Below are 18,912 nucleotides of genomic sequence, written 5' to 3'. Positions count from 1 at the left end.
CCATGCGCTTCAAACGCAGCGTCCAGGGCTATGGGCGCACCCCCGAACCGGAGACGCCCTTCCAGCGCGCCGGGCAGCTCTGGGACGACCGCATCGGGTCTGCGCGCGTTCAGGCCCATGCCTGGCGGGTCATGGCCTTCGCCTCGCTTGGTCTCACTTGCGGAATAGCGGGCGGCTTTGTCTGGCTCGCCGCGCAGAGCCGCGTCGTACCTTATGTGGTCGCCGTTGACAGGCTTGGCGAGGCGCGCGCGGTGAGCAAAGCGGAGCTGGCGTACGAACCCACCGATCCGCAGATCGCCTGGGCCTTGTCGAAATTCATCGCCCACGTCCGCGGGGTATCGCTGGATCCGGTCGTCATGCGCGCGGACTGGCTCGAGGCCTACGACTTTGCAACCGAGCGGGGCGGGCGTGCCATCAGCGAATATGCCCGGGCTTCCGGTGCGCTCACCCGGATCGGGGAACGCACGGTCTCAGTCCAGGTCACGAGTGTCGTGCGGGCTTCGGATAACAGCTTTCAGGTCAAGTGGACGGAAGGCGCCTTCGATCGCGGCAATGCGGCCGGGACGAGCCAGTGGACGGCCATTCTGACCCTTGCCCGCAAGCCGCCCCGCGATGCCGAGACGCTGCGCCGCAACCCGCTGGGGATTTATGTCGATGCGATCGACTGGAGCCGGGAGCTCGAGCCCGACGGGCAGGGCGATGTCCGGTCGCAGGCCCCGGCCGATCCCAACGATGAGAGAGCCGATCAAGGCGGGTCCCCTCCTGCCGCGGGCCCCGCCCCGATTGCTTCCCCTGAACCCCTGGAGGTCTTGCCATGAGGTCATGCATCATGTCTGCTGCGGCGCTTGCTGCAGCTCTGCCATCCGTCAGCGTGCATGCGTTGGCGCTCCCGCATCAGGCGGCAACGGAAGGGCGAGGCTGGGTGGAGCCGGCGTCCGGCGCCTATATCAACGCGCGGCAGATGTATCTGTGGTCAGACGGAGCGGTCTACCGGATCTATACGCAGCCCGGCATGATCACCGACATTGCCCTGCAGGCGGGCGAGGCACTCGTCGCCGTGGCCGCCGGTGATACCGCGCGCTGGGTCATTGGCGATACCACCAGCGGAGGCGGCGATGACAAGCGCACGCATGTGCTGGTCAAGCCGTTCAGCTCGGGCCTCGCGACTAACCTCGTAATCACGACCGACAAGCGGACTTATCACGTCAGTCTCACCAGCAGCACGAGCGGGGGCATGGCAGCGCTCGCCTGGAACTATCCGCTGGACGAGATGATCGCGGTGAAGCGGGCCGAGGCTGCAGCCGAGGCCGCCAAGCCGGTGGCCGCGGGTCTTGGTGTCGAGCAGCTGTACTTCGGCTACCAGATCACCGGCGACCGGCCGTCCTGGCGGCCGCTTCGTGCCTTCGATGATGGGCGGCAGACCTTTATCGAATTTCCGTTGTCGATTGGTGTCGACGAGGCGCCGCCGCTGTTCCTGGTCGGGGAAGGGGGCGTAGCGGAGCTCGTGAATTACCGCATGCGCGGGCGCTTTTACGTTGTGGACCGCATCTTCGCGGCGGCCGAGCTCCGGTTCGGAAGCCACCGGCAGCAGGTCGTGCGGATCACGCGCGGGCCGGCGGGGAGGGGACGCCCATGAGTGAGGAGGATACTGCATCATCGGAAGAGCGGGATCTTCATGGCCCGGGGCCCCACCTGAACGAAACCGGCTCACAGATCCCTGGCGCTGAGGGTAGGAGGAGCACCGAAACGGGGAAGCCACCGGTTGCCTCTGGTTCGGGGGATTCGCCCAAGCCATCCAAAGTCGACCCGGAAACGCTGGCCATCCGGGCACGGCCGCCGCAACCTACCCGCGTTCGCAAGGGCGTGATCGTTGCTGGCACAGCGGCATCCCTGTTCCTGCTTGGCGGCGTCGCGTGGCTAGCATTCAGCGATAAATTGAAGGGTAGCGGAAAGGAGGCAATCGATCTGTCCCAGCCGAGCCGGAAGCCGAATGATGCCGTGGCGGCGCTTCCTGCCAGTTATGGCAAGGTGCCGAAACTTGGGCCGCCGCTTCCCGGTGACCTTGGGCGACCCATCCTGCGAGCCCAAGAGCGGGGCATGATGCCTCTCTCGTCTCCAGCGCCCGTAGCGGCGCCGGGCAAGGATATTGATCGAGAGCGTCGGGAAGTCGAACTCGGCGCTGCCTTGCAATCTGGTTTGATGGTGCAGAACGTGCGCGCACCATCCGGCGGGTTGTCCTCACCAGATGAAGCGGTGGCTGGTTTGGCCGCGAGCAGTTCCGAAAGCGCTCGGCCCGAGCCACCTGAACAGGACAGCAAGATACGGTTCGCTGAGCGGCTCGACGAGCGGGGGAACGTCAACCCGCATCTCCTGGCGCCCGCACCCTCGGCAAACATGCTGATGGCCGGCAGCGTCATTGCCGGTAGCCTGATCACCGGGCTCAATTCCGATGTTCCCGGGATGGTGGTGGCGCAGGTTACCCAGAACGTCTTCGACAGCGCGACCGGTCAGGTCTTGCTTATTCCGCAGGGCGCCAGGTTGATCGGCAACTATGACAGCATGGTCGCTTACGGCCAGAGCCGCGCGCTCGTGGTGTGGCAGCGTCTGATCATGCCGGATGGCCAATCCCTTCGTCTCGATAACATGCTCGCGGCAGATCCGTCCGGAAATGCGGGGCTGACCGACCAGGTCAACTATCACACAGCCCGGCTGTTCAAGGGTGTGGCGATTGCGACGCTGCTGGGTGTCGGAACCGAATTGTCAATCAGCGGCGAGAGTGACCTGGTTCAGGCAATCCGGGAGGCGGCACAGACTAACGTCTCACGGGCAGGCGATCAGATCACGCAGCGAAACCTCGACATCCGGCCGACGATTACGATCAGGCCGGGCGCTGCGATACGTCTTCTGGTGCGGCAGGATTTGATCCTGAAGCCATGGACCGGGAGGAATGCGCCTTGAGCGGGATCAAACTTGGTAAGCTGCCCGACAGGACAGCAGTGAAGCTTTCGGTGCTGATCACGCCCGACCTTCACCGTGACCTCCAGGATTATGCGGCTGCCTATGCCGCAGCCTACGGGCATGAGGTCGCGGTCGCCGATCTGGTGCCGGCCATCTTGTCGTCATTCATCGACAGTGATCGGAGTTTTAGGCGCCGGAAGAAGGAAGGGTAGCCGAGGATTGAAGGAATATAAAAGACAGCAAGGTCGGACAGTCCGGAACGTCTCCTAATAAGCCCTAGGTGACCCGAAGCTGCCGTTCGTTCAGAAGCATAGCGCGCTTGCTTTGGGAACAAGATGTCGAGGCGGCTGCGTTGGACGATCCAGAAGAGCTCCTATCGAACTCAAGTGTCTGGTTCAGGTCTTGGCGCTCATTCAAGTTGCGGAAATTGAAGAATCGCCGTTGCTTTTGGGTTGCCAGCTTTGGACGTATTGAGGGATTGAGATCAGAGCCGCAGGGTTCATGATCGTTGAATTGGTGATTTGACCACGGCTGCATCTTGGGATCGCTAGGGCTATCGCATTCCGCCGCCCCAAAATGCGGAGCGAACTGTCTAAAAGAATGTGCGCTTCCTCTTGTCGGGCTCGAGCTGCAAGTTAGCCCTCGAAATTGAGAACAAGGAAAGCTAGATGGCGCCGTCTGGGGGAATTGGCACTGTTGGGGACTATGCAAAAGAAAAACCTGGAGACTTGGCGCCGCGTTGCACGCGTCAAGCTGATCGAACTTATCCGGGAATTGGGTGATGCGGCCATGGCGACGTTGAAGGAGTGGCCAGCAGCCGGAGAAGGCCGCAGCCTCAAGGAGGCATGCGAGAAGGCTAACAAAGTCCTGATCGTGTCGAACCTGTCCCAACTCGCCGCGGGCATGAAGGAGATCGAGGGCGTGGTGGAGGCGCTCCGGAGTGCAGCGCAAAGCGAATACTTTCATCAACACGTCGCTCCGAGAAAAATCCGGACGGGGAGATGGAGGGGGCAATTGCTCGGCGATGTCGTCGGAAGCGAGTTGACCGATGCCCTTGGCGTGATTTCCGAGAACCGGACGACACAAGAAGTCGCGCGCAAGGTCGTGCGGCCCGAAATTCGAGCATTCGCCCAAAAGTCGGAGCCGCTCGCATCGTTAGCGCCGCCGCAGCAGACCGGACCTGTCCAATTCGAGTTCCGCAACGGAGTTCTGAGAGTTCGGCCGCAGCGCTCCGGAGCAGGGGATAAGAACCCGATTGGTGCCGAGCACGCCCGCAAGCGGCTTGTGAAGGACGCGGCTTGGCTGGTCGAAAATTTTGCCAAGTCGAACATCGATCAGCGCGCCATCGTCGTGATGGAGGAAATGGAGGAAAATCTTGCGTCCTCCCAAAACGTAATTGAGATCGGTATCGCCAATTTTGCCTGCGGCGAGTTGTGCTCGAAACTCGAGGACGAAATTTCGGCGCCGATTTCCGCGAAATGGAAGGCCTTCAGCGTTGGCGTTTCGCTTTATGTCAGCCAGTTTTCGGACTGGCATGCATTCGTGGACAACGCAACGGACTTCGATGCGACCGAAGACGATGCGCGCAAGGTTCACCAGGTCGGCGCGAAACTGGCGCAAGACCTCCGCAAGATCCCTGGTATTGCCGATCCCGAAGTACCGCGATCGATCGAGATCCTGCTCGAAGCAATGTCGACGCCGGGCAAGGCGGGCAAGCGCGCCCTCTTCGCCGTCGTCAGAACGATTGAAAATGTAGTCGCCAAGATATTTTCTGAATTTGGTGAACATCTGAACGCTGCGTTTGAAGGGAGCCGTGAGGCCGTCAAGCAGACCGTGAAATGGTCGCTGCTGTATGCAGCGGCAATTGCAGCATGCAATATAGCACCCAACGCCCAGCATATTGTGAAGACCGATTGGCTCAAGGCAATGGGCGAAACGGCGATCAAGAGTTTGGCAAAAGTGGATTGACGGGAGCACGGTCAGCGATGGGCTGGCGAAGCGCGCGGATGACGGAGCCGGTCTTCGAATGAAGCTGAGGACATGGGGGGAGGACCGGTCAGTCACGACCCTTCTAAGACGCTCAGAGGCGGAATTTGGCTTTCCACTTGCCGACCGTCCGGTTTCCGGGGCTCGCGAACAAAGCCGGTCGTTCAGATCAGTCACTGCCGCGATGGGAGTCCGTAGAGCGCCTTTACCCCTGCCGAATAAGAGTGGCATTAGTCGGATCGGCGCTGCCACGAACATTGAATGCCGACGGCGCTAATCCAATGCCGCGCGGTCTCCTCTGAGCAGCACCGAGTTCAGGCAAGCCTCGCTTCCGGGAAAGCCCAGTTGCCGTTCAGCACATCATCATGCGGGCGATACAGCCGCACCATATAGTTCCATCCGCGCTCGATCGGCAAGCAATTAGGGTTTGCCGGGTCGCAGCCGCCGAACTGGATGGTCACTCCGCCTTCTGAATCCTTCACCGCAGTCAGATTATTGAGCGTGTAGCGGTCAGACGCGTTTGGATGATAATAGCCGTCCTCGCCATAGACGCTTACAGACCAGAAGCCGTCCACCGGCACGTCTGCTGGCACCATCAGCGTATAGACTGTCTCGCCATCGTTGCTGGCGGGCACGAAATTAAAGTAGAGCGCGTCGCGCGGCGAATTGGCGCCCCAGGCGGAGGCCGCACCGAGCAATCTTTGGACGGGATCGACCTCCGCTTTCGATCCAAACGCCTTGCTGGTGTCGGTCACCGTGCCGGCGAGCACCAGCAGCGCGTCGCGCACCTTCTTCTTGCTTTCAATGTCCCAAGCCGGAACCTCCCAGCTGCCGGGTCCGCCCGGCTGCTCGATGGTGATCGCGTCCTGCAGCGTATGGACCTCATTGAGATCACCCGGCCGCGGGTTCACCAGAGTGCGAATGCCCACCAGCACATAGCGCGTATCGAAATTGGCGCGATCCAGGGTGTAGCTGCCGGGATCATAGATCGTCGGCTTGGTATATTGGTCCTCGTCGAAAATCTGCATCGACATATAGCGCGCCCCGGCGTCGGGCAGCGTGATCGTCACCGGGCCGGCGTCTAGATCGAACACGCCCGAGGAATAGACCGTGTCGCGGTTGCCGCGAATTACGACCTGATGATCGAGCGGCATCAGGTCGCGGGCATGGTGCCATTGCCCGATGCCTACTTTCGCGACCGTCTGGCCGAAATACATGTCGCTCTCGGCGCGGACGAAGGTGTCGACGGTGACGGTGACCGAGTCTGCCATATGCGTCTCCTTTCAGGGCCGCTGAACCAGTGCTGGCGGGAAATAGCGGCCGTCGACGACATCCTCGGCCGCGCCATAGAAACGGAAGGTCAGATTATATCGCCCGTCCCTCGGCGTCGGCAGCCAGTTGCGCTCTGGGCACGCCTCGGGTTTTTCGGGCGCGAACCACAGGGTCAGCGATCCGTCGGATTCGTACTGAAGGCCCGATTGGTTGTTGAGCAAGAAGCGGTCCAGCGGGTTGGCGATCACCTTGAACTCCCGCGAATCCACGGCGATCACCGACCAGAAATAGCGGACTTTCTGCGCGGGCAAGGCATCAGCGGGAAAGGTCAGCGAGATCGTCTTGCTGCCTTCGTTATCCCGTGCGACGAAGTAGATCACTTCATGGGCATTGTTCGCCCAGATGCCGGTGAAATCGGCGATCGTGCGCATCTGCCAGTCGTCGCCATAATTGCCGATTATGCGCGGGCGCACCCAACCATTTACCGATTGCCCCATGCCTTTGATCGCATCGAGGAATGCCGGGGCGGCCTGCGCCTGGATTACTCTATCGATCCGGGCACGTTCGGCAGGATCGCGCACTGCCGCCGCCACCGCCCGCGCCTTTGCCTCAAGCGGTTCGGTGCCGGGGTTGATGTCGGGTTCGCCGTCGAGGATTTCGTTGGCCCGTTCGAACGCCTCGCCCCCCGGAAAGCGTTCGAAGTCCACCGGGACGGGATCGGGCACCCGCGGGTTACCGGTCGCGTGCAAGGTCGTTGCCTTTTGCAGCTGGATAGCCGCGTCGGGATCGACGCCCAGCTCCACGCGCATCAGCAAGCGCGACTTGCGGCCGGGCAGATCGATCCGCAAGGCGTCGGCCGGCAGCTCGAGGTTCGACCCTTGCAGGCAGAGCGCGAACCGTCCGAACGGATGTTCGGGAAAATTGCGCTCGTTGATGTTGAGCGTGACCTCGCCCCAACCGTTGAGAAGCTGGAAGGTGTAGTACCGCCTTTCGATCTTCGGGAGGTCGAGGATCGTCGCGCTGCTCTCGTCGACGGCAATCCACGCCTCGCTGTAGGCGACGTCGAGGTTCGGGTTGGCCCATGAAACGCCGCCCGGCGCGCGGTGGATGATCGCGTTCCACTGGAAGCCTTCTTCCAGGTCGCGGCGCTCCTGCCGCAGCACCAGCCAACGGGCGAGCATATATTGATAGGCATCGACGACGTCTTGATCGGCAATCGTTCCCATACCGCACCTCGCTGGCCGGAGTTGATATCCGTCCGCAGCGTAGCGCAGCTATCGGTGGTAACCCGCACATTCCGGCCTTTCGCTCCCTGATGGCTCACTGGAAGCTGACCGGTAGAGGCCGGCCCGATGTCTGTCGTTCTGTGGTCCTGTACGGACAGATACCGAATGTCGGCTAGTGGTCATACCAGTAGGTCAATCGGTCGCGAGGGATCGGCAAAATCGTCCCAGGAGAGCGCGTTCGGGGCCAGCAACGACAGGTGCGGTCCGTCCGCTAACCAGCAGGTCGCGACCAGTCCAAGACGTTCCCCGTTGAAACATCCGAACTGTTTCACCCAACAAAACCGGACACAGCTGCTTTTCGTGGATTTAAGCCCTGACCGACCGCTATGAATTCGCCGACATAGGGTACATTCTGCGGTGATCTCAGGGCCTGACCGGATGGATCATGCCCGCGTCACCCGCTAGCTTTGTCGCAAACTAGGCGGGGAGCGCGATGGCAGAGAAACCGAACATCCTGTTCTTCCACGTGGACAATCTCGGCTTTGGCGAACTCAGCTGCTATTCGGGGGGACCGTTCCGAGGTGCCACGACGAGCCGGATCGATGCCTTCGCTAAAGAGGGCATGCGGCTAACCAACTATTGCCCGGAATCGCAGTGCACCCCAACGCGTTCGGCGCTGATGACCGGGCGGCACGCAATTCGCTCAGGGACGCACACAGTGCCCTTTGCCGTGCCCCGGTGGGGGCTCGTGGCTTGGGAGAAGACGATCGCGGATATGCTGACGCCGGCGGGCTATGGCTGCGCGGCCTATGGGAAATGGCACGTCGGCGAGGGCCCAGGGCGCTGGCCGACGGACAAGGGTTTCGAGGAATGGTATGGCCCGCCCCGCACCTATGACGAAGCGCTGTGGCCCGCCGATCCCTGGTACGATCCAGTCCGCGACCCGGTCAGCCGCATGGTCGAGATCCGGCGCGGCGATACTGACGTCACCGAAGGGGCGCAACTCACGCTCGAAACGCGGCGCGATTGCGACCGCGAGTACCTGACACGCGCGGAGGCCTTTATCCGACGAGCCGCCGCATCAGAAACGCCGTTCTACATCTACTTCAATCATTCAATGATGCATTTGCCGGTAATCCCGCGCGAGGAGTTCAAGGGCACCACCCGCCAGGGTGACTGGGCTGACAGCCTCGCCGAACTCGATGCCGATTTCGGCACCCTGCTGGACCTGCTGGGCGAACTAGAGATCGCCGACAATACCATCGTCGTCTTTGCTGGAGACAATGGTCCCGAGGAAGTCCTGCTCTGGCGTGGATCGCCCGGCTATTGGGAGGGATCCTATTTCGGGGGGGGCGAGGGTAACCTGCGCACGTCCTGCATCGTGCGCTGGCCAGGAAATATCCTGCGCGGCGAGGCCAGCGACGAGATCATGCATGTGGTCGACTGGTTCCCAACGCTGCTGCGGGCGGCGAACGTGGCTCCGCCCACGGACCGGGTTATCGATGGCGTCGACCAGTTCGACTGGCTCACCGGAAAGAGCCCGGCCTCCGCCCGCGAAAGCTACATCTACTGGATGGGCGACGAAATGTACGGCGTAAAATGGCAGAACTTCAAGCTGGTCATGGTGATTCAGAAGTATTTCACCGAGGCACCGACGAAGCTCGCAACCCCACACATCGTCAACCTGATCATCGATCCCCAGGAACGAGAGGCGACCAGTCTTCCCTATCTCCATTCGTGGACAGCGACCCATTTTAATCGCCTGATTGGCGACTTTGCCGACAGCGTCGCTCGGGAGCCCCTCATTCCACTTGGGGCGCCGTTGGATCTGGTGCCGCGACCCTCAACGGACGGCTAGTTGCGGTTTGAAGACCAGTGATGCCTGCTTTGTCAGCGTATCCCAGTAGACGTAGTAAATTGCTTTCCTGTCGTTCGACCGACCGGTTCCGACCCTTTCCGGCCACTCCGTGTCCAAATTTCTCATCCCACCTGCAGACCGTCCGCTAACCCGGCAGGTGTCGACCAAAGCTGGTCACTCCCAGACCGCCCGATGAACGGCTTCTCTAGCCAAAAGCAGCTGTTTGCCGCCACGGCAGATAGAAGCATCAAGGCATCTGGGGGTAAACCCCGATGGCTCAAGTCCTCCCGCAAAGCAAAGTTCGGCACCACCCACCTGGCCAAGAATCGGTCTGCGTCGTCCGATGGCCACTTCTGCGGAGTGCCCGGATGACCGACACCAGTTTCGTGGCTCAGCCTGCTGCCGACGTCGTGATGTTTCCCGCCTACGCCAAGGCCGTTGGAACCGCCGCCTACATCTGGGGCTGGCCCATGGTGAACATGATCAATCGGCGCGCGGCGATCACCAAAGCACCGCAACCCGGCTTGCTCAATGGCGTCCTGCCGTGCGCGCCGCGCGGGCGTATCGGGATGCTCCATGACTATATCGCGCCCGATCAAACCTTCATCGCCTGTCCCAACCAGGACGTGGTCTATGGCCTCGGCTTCTTCGATCTCGATAAGGAACCCGCCGTCGTACAGGTACCCGACTTCGGAGACCGCTTCTGGGTCTACGCGCTATATGACGCGCGCACGGACCAATATGCGGACATCGGCAAGCCCTATGGCTCAAAGCCAGGGTTCTATCTGATGGCCGGCCCCAACTGGAAGGGCGAGGTACCGCAGGGCATTACCGAGGTCGTCCGTTCCCCCACCGAACTCGCCAACATCATCCCCCGCTGCTTCATGGACGATACCGACGAGGATCGTGCTGCCATCCAAACAATTATCAATCAGATCGTCGCCTACCCGCTCAGCGAGTTCGACGGAATGATGAAGACAACCGAATGGAGCAAGGCGCCGACGATACCGGGGCCGCAGTCAACCGACGGTGCCGAAACCAAGTGGGTGGTCCCGGAAACCTTCTTCGACGAACTGGATCAGGTACTGGAGGGGGTGCCGCCGCTTCCCGGCGAAGAGTCACTCTATGCGCAGTTCCGCCAGATTCTTGTGGCCGCGAAGCGCGATCCGTCAATCAAGCAGGCGTTGCTCGAAGCGGCGCAGGATGCCGAGGCTTCGATCATCAAGACTTTCCATCAGTGGGAGCATAACGGGCGCCCCGCTGGAAATGGTTGGAACCGATCCACCAACAACGCCCGGTGGGGAATTGACTACTACGATCGCACGGGCACGTCGAAGTCGAACATGTTCGACAACAAGCCCGAGGAAACCCAGTATTTTTATACAGATTTCGATGCCGATGGGGTCTCGCTCGACGGACAGTTCGCTTATGAAGTGACCTTTCCTGCCGGGGAGGAACCGCCGGTAAACGGCTTCTGGTCGCTGACGCTTTACAACGAGCATCATTTTTTCCATCCCAACGGGCTCAATCGTTATTCGCTGGGTACCAAGAACAAATCGCTTCAGCGTGGGGCGGACGGCTCGCTGACGCTCCACATCGGCGCGCAATCGCCGGGCGCGGACAAGGAGAGCAACTGGCTGCCTGCACCTGACGGCGCCTTCTCGCTCTACATCCGCGCATATTGGGGCAAGGAGAGCATCCTTGACGGCAGCTGGCAGCCGCCAAAGATTCTGAAGTCGACCTGACTTCGGAGGGCTTACCTCGCCGTTGATCGTTGCGGGAGGAAGTCGGCTGTCGGAAGCCGGCCCAAATCAAGTCGTTCCGGCGGACGTCGGGGAACAGCCGCTATCGGCGGAAACCGTCCCTCAGATCATGCGCGCGAACGGCAACAATGTCCCAGGCCCGGCCCATCACAGCCGACCCATCCTTGCCGTTCAGTCTTCATTTCGACGCCCCTGGGTGCGGACGTTCCGGTTCCGGCAGTTTGCAACCAAGCCTGCTTGTGGACATCAGTTGTCGCGCATGTCGAGAACCGACGCAAACGGCCGCCGGGCGACTCGATCATAGCGAAGCGGCGGCACCAACCAATGCGCCGGAGGCCAGTATCGCGGGCGTTACCCACGCTCCCTTCAAGCGCCCTGCGGCGATCAAGGCGAAACAAAACAGCATCAGCGCCAGTGGCAGCGAGGATATGCGCAACCATGCTGCCTCGCCCAGTTGCAAGAAGGTCGCGGCGATGATGCCGACCACTGCTGCCGCAACGCCTTCCAGTGCCCGTTGAAGCGCAGGATGATCGACGATCGCTTCCAACCGCTCGTAGAAAATGAGCGAGAAGGCAAATGCAGGGACGAACATGCCAGCCGTGATCGCGATCGCGCCGGGCAGTCCGCCCGCAGCATAGCCGACGAATGTTGCGAAGATCACGAGCGGGGCGGGAAGAACTCCTGCCAGCGCGATCCCGTCGAGAAATGTGGCGTCGCTCAACCAGCCACGCCCCACTGTGTCGGCGCGGACATAGGGAATTGCGGTGTAGGCACCGCCAAAGGTCAGCAGCCCGCCCTTTAGACCGGCGATGAAGAGGGAAGCGACTGTTGAGGGCTCATGAGTAATGGTGAGGGCCGCTTGTCCGCCGGGAAGCAAATGGAGACAGGCGGCCAGGCCTGCGGTGAAGACAGCGACGGCAACGGCCAGATAACGCCTGTGAGCAAACGCATAAATTGCCGCGCCGCCAACGAGCGGCAACCAGAACGGCACATTTGTAAGCGTGAGCAGGGCGCTACCCGAGGCGATCGCCCATGTCAGCCGACACATAAGGATATGCTCGCCGATCCGGAAAACGGCGCGCAGGATGATCGCGAGTACAGCGATCTGGACGCCCAGAAGCGGCCCGCTCCACATTTCGTGTCCCGCTATCCAAGAGACATAGACCCAGCCAGCTAGCAGCATCAGGGCGAAACCGGGCAGCATGAAGCCTAGCCCTGCGAGAAGCCCGCCAATCCGGCCCCGCGCAACAATGCCGAAGTGGACGCAGAGTTCATGGGCTTCAGGTCCTGGGAGAACTTGCAGGATCGCGAGCAGCTTGTTGAAGCGGGAACGGTCAATCCACCGCTCCTCTTCGACCAGTGACTGACGCAGCATGGCAATCTGGGCCACAGGCCCGCCAAAGGCGAGGAAGCCAAAACGAAGGAACTTCAGAAAAAGTGCGGGAAGGCTGATCAACGGGAGATGCTTGTCAGTGGCCGTGTAATCCATAAACGCTCCTCTACCGCAGAAGCGGCAAATGGAGCGGACTTGGACGGATGCCGTCTGATCGGGCGCCCGCACTGCCCGATAGGAAACTTATCGTTGAATGCAGATGCCGCGTCAAGGGCCGCTTCTCAGACCAATCCCGTCGTTCCAAGTTAAACTTTTGAACGGCAGAAATGTCCCACGACGGGGGCGTTCCGCTTCCGGCAGCACGCGACCAAAACACGCCGCTGGCCGCATAAAATGTGAACGGCCTTTCGTCCCAAGACTTGCCGTTCCCATGCCATCGCTGCGCCCTTATAACGCCCGCGAACATCACGAACTCAAAGCACTCGCGCTATTGCGAGTGATTTTCAAATAGACTATCGGTCGCCTGATGTGAGCCTCCCTTGGGTCAGGCTCGATGTTTGTACCTTCGTTCAAACCGGCAATATAAAGATGAACTGGACGTCCCATCCTACACCTCAAATTCTGCTAAGCGGCGGGTATGCAGGGTTTGATGAGGAAGAGCGAGCAGTGGAAACGCTTGAGGGCGGCATCAAGCTGGCCTTCCTGATCGAAGGTAGCTTCGCGCTCCATGTCGACGGCGCTGGACCCCAGATCCAGCGAGCGGCTGAAACCAGTTACTTCATCAGCAGCCGTCCCTGGCAGCTCGATCATAGTTTTAAGAAGGGCTGCCGGCTCCATTATCTCACGCTCTTCCTGGACGCCGCGCTGGTCAGCGACGTGCTTGATGGCGATCTTACCGATGCGACAGACGTACGGCATGTCAGCCGAGCGACCCCGCTGGCCATGGCAAGCGTGGCGAACTCCATACTGCACAGCCCCTTCGAGGGTGCAGCCGGTCGTCTTCATGCTGCAGGGAAGGCAATGGAACTGGCTGCGTTGGCGATCGACCTGCTGGGATCACCGACCCCGGCAGGTGAAGTGGCGCTTGCCAATGCGGCGGAGGCGAAGCGCCTTCGTGAACTGCACGCCTATCTGTCCGAACACTGGCGCAATGCTCCTACCCTTGATGTTCTTGCCCGGCGGTTCGGGTTTGGCATTCGGACCATGACCACCGGTTTCCGTAGGCTGTATGGGTGTTCGATCAGCGAGCATTTGCGCGAACTGCGCCTTCGCGAAGGCTGGCGACTGTTAGATGCGGGAATGTCGGCTACGTTGGTTTCTGAAGCAGTGGGCTACACGCTGCCACATTTCACCACAGCCTTCGCGCGCCGCTTTGGCTTCACGCCAGGTGCGATCTCCCGCCATGGGACGCAAGGGATGAAAATCTGAAAATTCCGACCGGAAATCGAAAAGACACGGCGGACTTGAAGCGGTAGGGGCAACCCTATTGATAATCGTTCGCATGAATGGGGTTTTCCGAGATGTCCGCTTCTTTCCGAACAGCGCTTCGCGCTGGCTGTGCGCTTGCCTGCGTTTCCGGTGCTCTTTCATCCGCATCGGCGCGGGCTGAAGAAGCTGGTGACGGTAGTTCGGCATCAGAGATTGTCGTCACGGCCGCCTTGCCCGAAGGTGTCGGTGTTGGCACCAAGCTGCCGCTTACGATCGCGGAAACACCGCAGACCATCAGCATCATCACGCGCGTGCGTCTCGACGAGCAGCGCCTCATCACGCTTGACGACGTGATGAAGAACACGCCGGGCGTCACGGTGCAACCGGGGACGCGGCTACGCACCGCCTATTACTCGCGTGGCTTCGTGATCGACACGCTCAATTTCGACGGCATCCCGACCTCCGGATGGAACGAGGCGGTCAATACCGAGGACATGGCGATCTACGAACGGGTTGAGCTTCTGCGCGGAGCCAGTGGCCTGTTGCAAGGTACTGGCAATCCATCGGGCACGATCAATCTTGTGCGCAAGCGTCCCGGACGGGATCTGGCGGCAGAAGCGACCCTTAGCGCCGGCAGCTGGAACAACTACCGCGCAGAGGGCGACATCTCGATCCCGCTTACCGCTTCAGGCGACCTGCGCGCCCGTGTAGTAGGCGTGGCCGAGGACCGGGACTATTTCTATGACAACGGCCACCGCCGCAAGTTCATGGCCTATGGCACGCTCGAATGGAACGTGACGCCGGATACGGTGTTGGCGGCGACGATCAAGTGGCAGGACGTGCGCGACAAAGGCATATCCATGGGCATACCTCGCTATGCAGACGGTGGAACCCTCGACATCCCGCGCTCGCGCAGCACCGCGGCGGACTGGTCCACCCGAAACTGGAACAACGTGCAGATGTTCGCCGAACTTCGCCATAATTTTGGCGGAGACTGGGAAGGCAAGCTGGCGGTCAGCCGGATCATCGGCGACAGCGACATGACCTATGCCGCTGCCTATGGCACGGTGAGCCGAACGACCGGGCTTGGTCCCATCGTCTATGGCGGCGCCTATGATTTCCGCAACCGTGAAACCGATCTGGACGGCTATATCTCTGGCGGGTTCGATCTGCTGGGCCAGCACCACCAGATAATCTTCGGCGCGAACTATTGGGACGGACACACCCGTCAGACCTCTTACAGCCTGCCGGGCCTCGGCCAGTCGGTGGATCTGTTCTCCGACAATCCGATCAGCGTTGCCGAGCCGGCGACGAAGACCTGGGCCGGTGTGCAGACTACAAACACCAAACAATATGGCGGCTATGCCGTGCTGCGGCTCAAGCTGGCAGATCCGTTGACCGTGATCGGTGGCGGCCGGGTCAGCTGGTGGGAAACCGAGACGATCCGGCAGGCGACCATCGGCGGCCCGCTGACGCCGACTGGTGCTTACAAGGTCAGCCGTGAATTCACGCCCTATGGCGGCCTGGTCTGGAAAGTCGGCGGGCCTTTCAGCGTCTATGCCAGCTATGCCTCGATCTTCGCGCCGCAGAACTATCTCACCTATGAGGGCGATGTCCTCGATCCCGTTACCGGCAGCAACATCGAGGCGGGCATCAAGGGCGAATGGCTGGGCGGCAAGCTCAACGGGTCGCTGGCGCTGTTCCGCATCCACCAGTCGAACCGTGCACAACTCGACCCCGACCATCCGTGCGTCACCGGATCGACCTGCGCCTACATTGCCGACGGCAAGGTTTCCAGCAAGGGTATTGATGCCGAGTTGCAGGGCGAGCTGACACGCGACTGGACGATCCAGGCGGGCTACACTTATGTCGATACCGAATATCTGCGCGATCGTACCGCCACGGGCGCCGCCAGCAGCAGCGAGGGCACCGCGTTCGCCTCGTTCACGCCGCACCACATGGTGCGTTTCTGGACGCATTACCGGCCGTCCGCGCTGGAGGGCAAGCTGGGCTTGGGTCTCGGCGTGAACTGGCAGAGCAGCTATCACCTCGTCAGTTCGGGTGTGAAGATGACTCAGGGCGCCTATGCCGTGGTTGGCCTGCGCGCCGATTATGCGATCACCCCCAAGGTCGAACTTGGCCTCAACGTCGATAACCTGTTCGACAAGCGCTACTTCGCCTCGATAGGCGGCACGCAGTGGAACAACTGGTATGGCGATCCGCGCAGCGCCATGGCCACGCTCCGTGTCCGATACTGAAGTGGGGGCCACCATCTTCTCCGCTATGGAGACTCTGGTTCGACTGGATGCTGCCGGGCTCGCTGCCTGCCCGCTGCCCCGCTCGCCGGATGCGTGGCGGGAGATCAACTGCGCGGCGGGCCAGCGCGTCGTCGGGATGGCGACACCCGTCGATCCAACGGATTTGCACCCTGACACTTGGGAAATGCACCCGGATGGTGACGAGGTGCTTTTCCTGCTCGACGGCGCGATCGATATCGCTTTCGCGAGAGAAGGCGAGACGCAAACCGACCTGGTATCTCTGGCCTCGGGGCAGGGATGCGTGGTCGCGCCGGGCACATGGCACCGTCTGCTCCTGCGTGAGCCGTCGCGGTTGCTGTTCGTGACACCTGCGGGCGGCACCCGGATGCGGCCATGCCGAGACGCCTCGTGAAACTACGGCCGATCTTGTGGAAGGCGCATCGTTGGATCGGCCTTTTTTGCCTGCTGCCGATGACGCTGGTGGTGCTCAGCGGCATCGCGCTCCTGATCCTGCCATCCTTGGACGCGGCCTATACCTCGCCTACAGCGCCAGCGGGCATCGATCGCGCGCTTGCTGATCCGGGAGCAGTGCCCGGCGCCCGAGTGCAATTGGTGCTGCCGCCCGCATCGACCGCCGCTGGCTGGACGATCATGCTCAATGGGGCCGACCATAAGCCAAGGATCGTTCATTTCGACGGCAACAGCGGGGTTCTCGGCATCCCGTTCAGCAGCGACAGTTCGCCTCGTACTGTGTTGCTCGATTTGCATAATGCCCTGCTGCTGGGGGCGGGTGGCAAGATACTCGTCCTGCTGACCGCTTTCGGGGTGATCGTGCTGGCTGTGTCCGGGTTCGCGATCATGCGTGCGCGGCTGCGGGTCTTGCGGAGGGTACACTGGCATGGTGCTTCGCCTTCCGTCTCCCTTCACAAGTGGGCCGGTCTGGTCGGGATGGCGATGCTGCTTTTATGGGCGACCAGCGGCGCCTTTCTGCTGGGCTTCAAGATGCTGGGCGGGCGCAGGCCCGCATCATCGACGGTGGCTGCCCATGCATCGCCGCCGCGTATCGCTCTAGCGGCCCGAACTGCCCTTGCTGTAAAACCGGGGTCTGAGATCATGGGCATCATGCCGGGGGACGGCAGCGGTCCGGTAACCGTCATGTTGCTGGATCGCTCGGCGTTGCCCTGGCCAAGTCCAGCTCGCTCGCTTTTGACCCGCACCGCGGTACGGTCACGCCCGATCGCCCGCAGCCGGGCTTCATGAAAGTGATGATCGCCGCCAAGTCCCTGCACACCGGACTGTGGAGCAGCGGTGCCGTGCGTGTCCTCTATCTGCTGCTTTCTCTGCTCCCTGTCACGCTTGTCGTTACCGGAACCCGCCTCTGGCTGGTCCGTCGACCGCGACGCCGCAAAGTAATCGAAAGACTGTCCTGATGCCATCTATGCCGCTTTCGCGTGATCTGCGCCTGCTTTGCGTCATCGCCTTGCTTTATATAACGCAAGGCATACCGATGGGGCTGGCGATGGAAGCCTTGCCCACGCTTCTGCGCCGCGATGGCGCTCCCCTTAGTGCGCTGGCCTTCCTGCCGCTGGTAGGTATTCCCTGGATCATCAAATTCCTTTGGGCGCCATGGGTCGATAATCACTGGTCCCCGCGTCTTGGCAAGCGGCGTAGCTGGATCCTGCCGATGCAGGTCGTAATAGTAGCCTGCCTTCTCGCCGCCGCCCTGGTTGGCTTCGAGGCGGCGGGCTCCCGCATCGCCATCGCTCTTTTCACGCTCGCTTCGCTGGCATCGGCAACGCAGGATACCGCTACCGATGGGCTGGCCGTCGAGAACTTCTCAGGTCCGATGCTGGCGCGGGCCAATGCGGTTCAGGTCGGTGGCACGATGGTGGGCTTCTTTCTGGGCGGTGGTGGCTTCCTGATCATTTCCGGACTGTTTGGACGCATGGCTGGCATGGTTGGCTTGGCCGGTATTGTCGCGATGGCGCTATTGCTGGCAGCGCTTTGGCACGAGCCGCAGGCACCGCGGGAGCAGGCCCGAGAATCTGCAAGCCTGAAGCGGTTTCTGCGTCGTCGGGGAGCCGTCCGCATTCTCGCGCTGGCGCTGCTGGTTGCCATGAGCGCCAGTGCCACCTTTGGCTTGTTCAAGCTGCTCCTGGTCGACCGGGGGTGGAGCATGGAAGCTATCGGTCTGGTCGGGACGACGGGCGGCGCGGTGACAATCCTGATCGGCTGCGGCGGGGGCGCGTGGCTGTTGAACAGGGTGGGATTGCGCTCGCTGTTGACGGTAGCAGGGGTGTGCCTCGTCGTATCCGCAGCGACATGGATGCTCATTGCATCGAGCGTGGTTGCGCTGTCGATGCCGTTGGTTCTCGTCGCTGTGGTCGCCGGATCTATCGGCAGCGGCGCGGGCTCGATGGGCGCGATGACCTGGGCCATGAACTTTGCATCACAATCCCATCAGGCCGGCACCGACATGACGGCGGTGCAGAGCATGCGCGATACGGGGGAAATCGGCGCTGGCGTTGCAGGCACCGCGCTTGCTGCGTCGCTGGGATATGGCATCGCCTTTATCATGCCAGTTATTCTCGCGCTGTTCTTGGTCCTGGTCGTGGTTACACGCAGCAAAGATGTCAGTGACGTTCGAATCCCACGCTCGGGTTAGCGCTTCTCCGCCAAACATGTGCCGGCAAGCGACCAAAGCGGGTCATTCGTGACATTGCGGATGATCGTGCGGTCCCGCCAAAAGCCGCCGGTTGAGCCTGTCAAATCCGACTGCCAGGATCGCGCCGCAAGTTTCCTTGGCCTGCTAGTGGCGGCGGATACTGGT

The 18,912-nt window shown here is 61.5% G+C and carries 16 protein-coding genes; 13 read left to right on the top strand and 3 right to left on the bottom strand.

The genetic code is table 11. The annotated features are described in order from the left end of the window. The first annotated feature begins 2 nt into the window (after positions 1–2). The 5 genes from trbF (at position 3) to EDF57_RS23400 (ending at position 4,926) form a co-directional block, all read left to right on the top strand. Positions 3–818, top strand: a complete 816-nt coding sequence (gene trbF / locus EDF57_RS23420; protein ID WP_134096093.1) for a conjugal transfer protein TrbF — start codon at positions 3–5, stop codon at positions 816–818. Between the two features lie 11 nt (positions 819–829). Beyond that, positions 830–1,636, top strand: a complete 807-nt coding sequence (gene trbG / locus EDF57_RS23415; RefSeq protein ID WP_243841256.1) for a P-type conjugative transfer protein TrbG — start codon at positions 830–832, stop codon at positions 1,634–1,636. 227 nt (positions 1,637–1,863) lie between these two features. Continuing rightward, entirely contained in the window at positions 1,864–2,958 is a 1,095-nt protein-coding gene (locus EDF57_RS23410) for a TrbI/VirB10 family protein (RefSeq protein ID WP_243841255.1), read from the top strand. Then, positions 2,955–3,170 (top strand): DUF2274 domain-containing protein, encoded by a 216-nt coding sequence (locus EDF57_RS23405; protein WP_208324945.1) that lies wholly within the window; start codon positions 2,955–2,957, stop codon positions 3,168–3,170. Before EDF57_RS23410 ends, EDF57_RS23405 begins: the two co-directional genes overlap by 4 nt. A 493-nt stretch (positions 3,171–3,663) precedes the next feature. Continuing rightward, positions 3,664–4,926 carry a hypothetical protein gene (locus EDF57_RS23400; RefSeq protein WP_134096089.1) on the top strand — a complete coding sequence of 421 codons (1,263 nt, stop codon included), beginning with the start codon at positions 3,664–3,666 and terminating at the stop codon, positions 4,924–4,926. Positions 4,927–5,258: 332 nt separating this feature from the next. Here the strand turns inward: EDF57_RS23400 and EDF57_RS23395 are convergent, their stop codons facing one another. Beyond that, positions 5,259–6,215, bottom strand: a complete 957-nt coding sequence (locus tag EDF57_RS23395; RefSeq protein WP_134096088.1) for a DUF1254 domain-containing protein — start codon at positions 6,213–6,215, stop codon at positions 5,259–5,261. A 12-nt stretch (positions 6,216–6,227) separates the two neighbouring features. Continuing rightward, entirely contained in the window at positions 6,228–7,397 is a 1,170-nt protein-coding gene (locus EDF57_RS23390) for a DUF1214 domain-containing protein (protein ID WP_166675371.1), read from the bottom strand. 538 nt (positions 7,398–7,935) lie between these two features. Between EDF57_RS23390 and EDF57_RS23385 the strand changes: the two genes are divergently transcribed. Both EDF57_RS23385 and EDF57_RS23380 read left to right on the top strand, forming a co-directional pair. Then, positions 7,936–9,300 carry a sulfatase-like hydrolase/transferase gene (locus tag EDF57_RS23385; protein WP_134096086.1) on the top strand — a complete coding sequence of 455 codons (1,365 nt, stop codon included), beginning with the start codon at positions 7,936–7,938 and terminating at the stop codon, positions 9,298–9,300. Positions 9,301–9,668: 368 nt separating this feature from the next. Then, complete coding sequence (locus EDF57_RS23380; protein ID WP_208324944.1) at positions 9,669–11,045, top strand: DUF1254 domain-containing protein; 1,377 nt, start codon at positions 9,669–9,671, stop codon at positions 11,043–11,045. Between the two features lie 316 nt (positions 11,046–11,361). Here the strand turns inward: EDF57_RS23380 and chrA are convergent, their stop codons facing one another. Further along, positions 11,362–12,552: a chromate efflux transporter gene (gene chrA / locus EDF57_RS23375; RefSeq protein WP_134096085.1), complete on the bottom strand. Its 1,191-nt coding sequence runs from the start codon at positions 12,550–12,552 to the stop codon at positions 11,362–11,364. A gap of 432 nt (positions 12,553–12,984) precedes the next feature. On the opposite strand from chrA, the gene EDF57_RS23370 reads away from it, so the two are divergent. The 6 genes from EDF57_RS23370 (at position 12,985) to EDF57_RS23345 (ending at position 18,747) form a co-directional block, all read left to right on the top strand. Further along, a complete protein-coding gene (locus EDF57_RS23370) occupies positions 12,985–13,824 on the top strand; it encodes an AraC family transcriptional regulator (RefSeq protein ID WP_134096084.1) in 840 nt (279 codons plus the stop codon). A 230-nt stretch (positions 13,825–14,054) separates the two neighbouring features. After that, entirely contained in the window at positions 14,055–16,082 is a 2,028-nt protein-coding gene (locus EDF57_RS23365; protein ID WP_166675369.1) for a TonB-dependent siderophore receptor, read from the top strand. Continuing rightward, entirely contained in the window at positions 16,069–16,494 is a 426-nt protein-coding gene (locus tag EDF57_RS23360) for a hypothetical protein (RefSeq protein ID WP_134096082.1), read from the top strand. The genes EDF57_RS23365 and EDF57_RS23360 overlap by 14 nt, the downstream gene beginning before the upstream one ends. Beyond that, positions 16,476–17,342 carry a PepSY-associated TM helix domain-containing protein gene (locus EDF57_RS23355; RefSeq protein WP_134096081.1) on the top strand — a complete coding sequence of 289 codons (867 nt, stop codon included), beginning with the start codon at positions 16,476–16,478 and terminating at the stop codon, positions 17,340–17,342. The genes EDF57_RS23360 and EDF57_RS23355 overlap by 19 nt, the downstream gene beginning before the upstream one ends. Beyond that, positions 17,264–17,512, top strand: coding sequence for a PepSY domain-containing protein (locus tag EDF57_RS26250; protein ID WP_166675372.1), 249 nt, complete (start codon positions 17,264–17,266; stop codon positions 17,510–17,512). Before EDF57_RS23355 ends, EDF57_RS26250 begins: the two co-directional genes overlap by 79 nt. Further along, positions 17,512–18,747, top strand: coding sequence for a RhtX/FptX family siderophore transporter (locus EDF57_RS23345; RefSeq protein WP_208324943.1), 1,236 nt, complete (start codon positions 17,512–17,514; stop codon positions 18,745–18,747). Before EDF57_RS26250 ends, EDF57_RS23345 begins: the two co-directional genes overlap by 1 nt. Positions 18,748–18,912: the final 165 nt, after the last annotated feature.

Source organism: Novosphingobium sp. PhB55 (assembly GCF_004368805.1).
Taxonomy (GTDB): Bacteria; Pseudomonadota; Alphaproteobacteria; order Sphingomonadales; family Sphingomonadaceae; genus Novosphingobium.
This window is presented reverse-complemented; position numbering and strand designations above follow the sequence as displayed.

What these genes read in the sequence shown, in the direction of transcription:
- trbF (WP_134096093.1), top strand. Translation starts at nt 3, where the DNA reads ATGCGCTTCAAACGCAGCGTCCAGGGCTATGGGCGCACCCCCGAACCG.
- trbG (WP_243841256.1), top strand. Translation starts at nt 830, where the DNA reads ATGTCTGCTGCGGCGCTTGCTGCAGCTCTGCCATCCGTCAGCGTGCAT.
- EDF57_RS23400 (WP_134096089.1), top strand. Translation starts at nt 3,664, where the DNA reads ATGCAAAAGAAAAACCTGGAGACTTGGCGCCGCGTTGCACGCGTCAAG.
- EDF57_RS23395 (WP_134096088.1), bottom strand. Translation starts at nt 6,215, where the DNA reads ATGGCAGACTCGGTCACCGTCACCGTCGACACCTTCGTCCGCGCCGAG.
- EDF57_RS23390 (WP_166675371.1), bottom strand. Translation starts at nt 7,397, where the DNA reads ATGCTCGCCCGTTGGCTGGTGCTGCGGCAGGAGCGCCGCGACCTGGAA.
- EDF57_RS23385 (WP_134096086.1), top strand. Translation starts at nt 7,936, where the DNA reads ATGGCAGAGAAACCGAACATCCTGTTCTTCCACGTGGACAATCTCGGC.
- EDF57_RS23380 (WP_208324944.1), top strand. Translation starts at nt 9,669, where the DNA reads ATGACCGACACCAGTTTCGTGGCTCAGCCTGCTGCCGACGTCGTGATG.
- chrA (WP_134096085.1), bottom strand. Translation starts at nt 12,552, where the DNA reads ATGGATTACACGGCCACTGACAAGCATCTCCCGTTGATCAGCCTTCCC.
- EDF57_RS23370 (WP_134096084.1), top strand. Translation starts at nt 12,985, where the DNA reads ATGAACTGGACGTCCCATCCTACACCTCAAATTCTGCTAAGCGGCGGG.
- EDF57_RS23355 (WP_134096081.1), top strand. Translation starts at nt 16,476, where the DNA reads ATGCCGAGACGCCTCGTGAAACTACGGCCGATCTTGTGGAAGGCGCAT.
- EDF57_RS23345 (WP_208324943.1), top strand. Translation starts at nt 17,512, where the DNA reads ATGCCATCTATGCCGCTTTCGCGTGATCTGCGCCTGCTTTGCGTCATC.